Source organism: Stenotrophomonas sp. P5_B8, assembly GCF_054049855.1.
The window spans coordinates 1-2412 of the sequence record NZ_JBFULO010000510.1 but is presented as its reverse complement, the minus strand read 5'-3'; the positions used below and the strand labels follow the sequence as shown (position 1 = coordinate 2412).

The following is a 2412-nucleotide window of genomic DNA, read 5'->3' as shown; positions in this document are numbered from 1 at the left end:
TCATCACCGAGGTAGACACCTTCGACATGGCGGCTGGCCGGCAGCATTGAGATCACGATCTCGGCGTCGGTCAGCGTATCCAGCGCGGAGTGCGCGGCGGCGGCGCCGGCGTCGACCGCCGCCTGCACGGCGGCAGGCACCAGGTCGAACACGCGCACGGCGTGGCCAGCCTTGGCCAGGTTGGCGGCCATCGGGCCACCCATGTTGCCCAACCCGATGAATGCAATACGGCTCATGCGAGGCTCCTTTCAGGAACGGTGGTACCGAGGTCGGCGAGCGGATGCGCGGCGTCAGACCAGGGGGATGCGAAGAAGGTCTGGGCCCACGGCGCGGTGGCGTCAGCCAGGGCGCGTGGCTGCCACTGCGGGTTGCGGTCCTTGTCGATCAACAGGGCGCGGATGCCTTCGGCGAAATCGCCGTGGGCGGCGGCATGCAGGGCGGCGATGTACTCGAGGCGATAGACCTCGGCCAGCGACAGGCCCTCGGCCAGGCGCTGCAGCTCGAAGGCAAGCCGGGCCGAGCCGGGCGCACCGGCGGCGAGCATGGCCTGTGCGGTTTTCAGCCAGGCGTCCTCGGTCTCCAACGCGAGGACCGCATCGACGATGGCAACCACATCGTCGCCGTCACACAGCGCATCGATGGCGGCCGCGTTGCGCAGCAGCGGGCCGGTGGCCGCGTCGCTGGCATGCTGCTGCAGCAGTGCGCTGAGCTGGTCGTGGTTACGCTTGGCCTCGGTGCTCCAATGCACCTCGGCGAGGGCGGCGAGCACGGCCTCGCGCTGCGCCTCGGCGATGTGGATATCGGCCAGGCCGGCATAGATGGCATCGCCGGCATTGAGCGGTGCGCCAGTCAACGCCAGGAACAAGCCGCCCCGGCCCGGCACGCGCGGCAGCAACCAGCTGCCGCCCACGTCGGGGAACAGGCCCACGGTGATCTCAGGGAACGCCAGCCTGGAGCGCTCGCTGACCACGCGGTGGCTGGCGCCGGACATCAGTCCGATGCCACCGCCCATGACGATGCCATGGCCCCAGCACAGGATCGGCTTGGGATAGGTGTGGATGGCGTAATCGACGCGATACTCGACGTCGAAGAATTCGGCGGCATAGACGTTGTCGCGGATGTCGGTGCTGCCGCTGGCGCGGTAGTCGACCATGCTGCGATACAGGCTGTGCAGGTCACCGCCGGCGCAGAAGGCTTTCTCGCCCGCGCCCTGCAACACCACCAACGCGATGCCGTCATCGTTGGCCCAGGCCTGCAGCCGCTCGCGCAGCAGGTGCGCCATCGGCAACGAGAAGCCATTGAGCGTGCGCGGGGCATTGAGCGTGGCGATGCCGATGCGCGTGCCATTGTCGGCAGCGCGCTCTTCGAACAGCACCGGTGCTTCGTCGCTGGCGTCGGCGCTGCTCATGCGTTCTTCCACTGCGCGGCGCGCTTTTCCAGGAAGGCGCTCACGCCCTCGACCTGGTCGGCGCTGTCGAACAGATCGACGAAGGCTTCGCGCTCGGCCACCAGCGCCGAGCCATGGGTGCCGGTGCGGGTGGCCTGCACCAGGGTCTTGCAGGCGGCGATGCTGGTCGGGCTCTGCTTGCCGGCCTTGTGCGCCCACTCCAGCGCCAGCGCCTTGGCGGCACCCTTGCCGACCTTCTCTTCGACCAGGCCGATGCGCAGCGCGGTGTCTGCATCGATGCGCTCGCCGAGCAGGATCATGCGCTTGGCCCAGCCTTCGCCGACCAGGCGCGGCAGGTTCTGGGTGCCGCCGGCGCACGGCAGCAGGCCGACGGTGGCCTCCGGCAATGCAACCTGGGCGTGTTCTTCGATGATGCGCAGGTCGCAGGCCAGCGCACATTCCAGGCCGCCGCCCATCGCATAGCCGTTGATCGCGGCGATGGACACGCCACGGAAACCGGACAAGGCTTCAAAGGCTTCACCGAAGCGGCGTGCGGCTTCGCGTGCGGCAGCCTTGTCGCCTGACGCGAACTGCTTCAGGTCGGCACCGGCCGAGAAGAACTTCTCGCCGTCACCGGTGATCACCAGGGCGTAGATGGCCTTGTCGGCATTGAGCGCACCAACCAGGTCGCGCAGCGCGGACAAGCTGTGCACGGTCCAGGTGTGGGCCGGCGGCTTGTTGAGCGTGATGACCGCGACGTGGCCGTCGGCCTCGACCTTCAGGCCGACATGTTCATGCGTACGCCAATCCATCATCGCAGTTCCTCTTCGGTGTTGAGCAGGTGGCGGGCCACGATCACCCGCATGATCTCGTTGGTGCCTTCCAGGATCTGGTGCACGCGCGAATCGCGCAGCAGACGTTCGATCGGGTATTCGCGGATATAGCCGTAGCCACCGTGGATCTGCAGCGCCTCGTTGCAGATGTTGAAACCGGCATCGGTAGCGAAACGTTTGGCCATGGCGCAC

The 2412-nt window shown here is 67.7% G+C and carries 4 protein-coding genes; all 4 read right to left on the bottom strand.

Annotated elements, in window-relative coordinates; all coding sequences use genetic code 11:
• On the bottom strand, window positions 1-236 hold a 236-nt coding region (locus ACXJKH_RS18735), incomplete at its 3' end, for an NAD(P)-binding domain-containing protein (protein WP_457321621.1).
• Entirely contained in the window at window positions 233-1408 is a 1176-nt protein-coding gene (locus ACXJKH_RS18730) for an enoyl-CoA hydratase/isomerase family protein (protein WP_457321619.1), read from the bottom strand. The genes ACXJKH_RS18730 and ACXJKH_RS18735, both read right to left, overlap by 4 nt.
• Window positions 1405-2202 (bottom strand): enoyl-CoA hydratase, encoded by a 798-nt coding sequence (locus ACXJKH_RS18725; protein WP_457321617.1) that lies wholly within the window; start codon window positions 2200-2202, stop codon window positions 1405-1407. Before ACXJKH_RS18725 ends, ACXJKH_RS18730 begins: the two co-directional genes overlap by 4 nt.
• The coding region (locus ACXJKH_RS18720) for an acyl-CoA dehydrogenase family protein (protein WP_457321615.1) at window positions 2199-2412 on the bottom strand (214 nt) is incomplete at its 5' end. The genes ACXJKH_RS18720 and ACXJKH_RS18725, both read right to left, overlap by 4 nt.

Excerpts from the sequence above, each read along its gene's own strand:
- ACXJKH_RS18725 (WP_457321617.1), bottom strand. The coding sequence starts at position 2,202 with ATGATGGATTGGCGTACGCATGAACATGTCGGCCTGAAGGTCGAGGCC.
- ACXJKH_RS18730 (WP_457321619.1), bottom strand. The coding sequence starts at position 1,408 with ATGAGCAGCGCCGACGCCAGCGACGAAGCACCGGTGCTGTTCGAAGAG.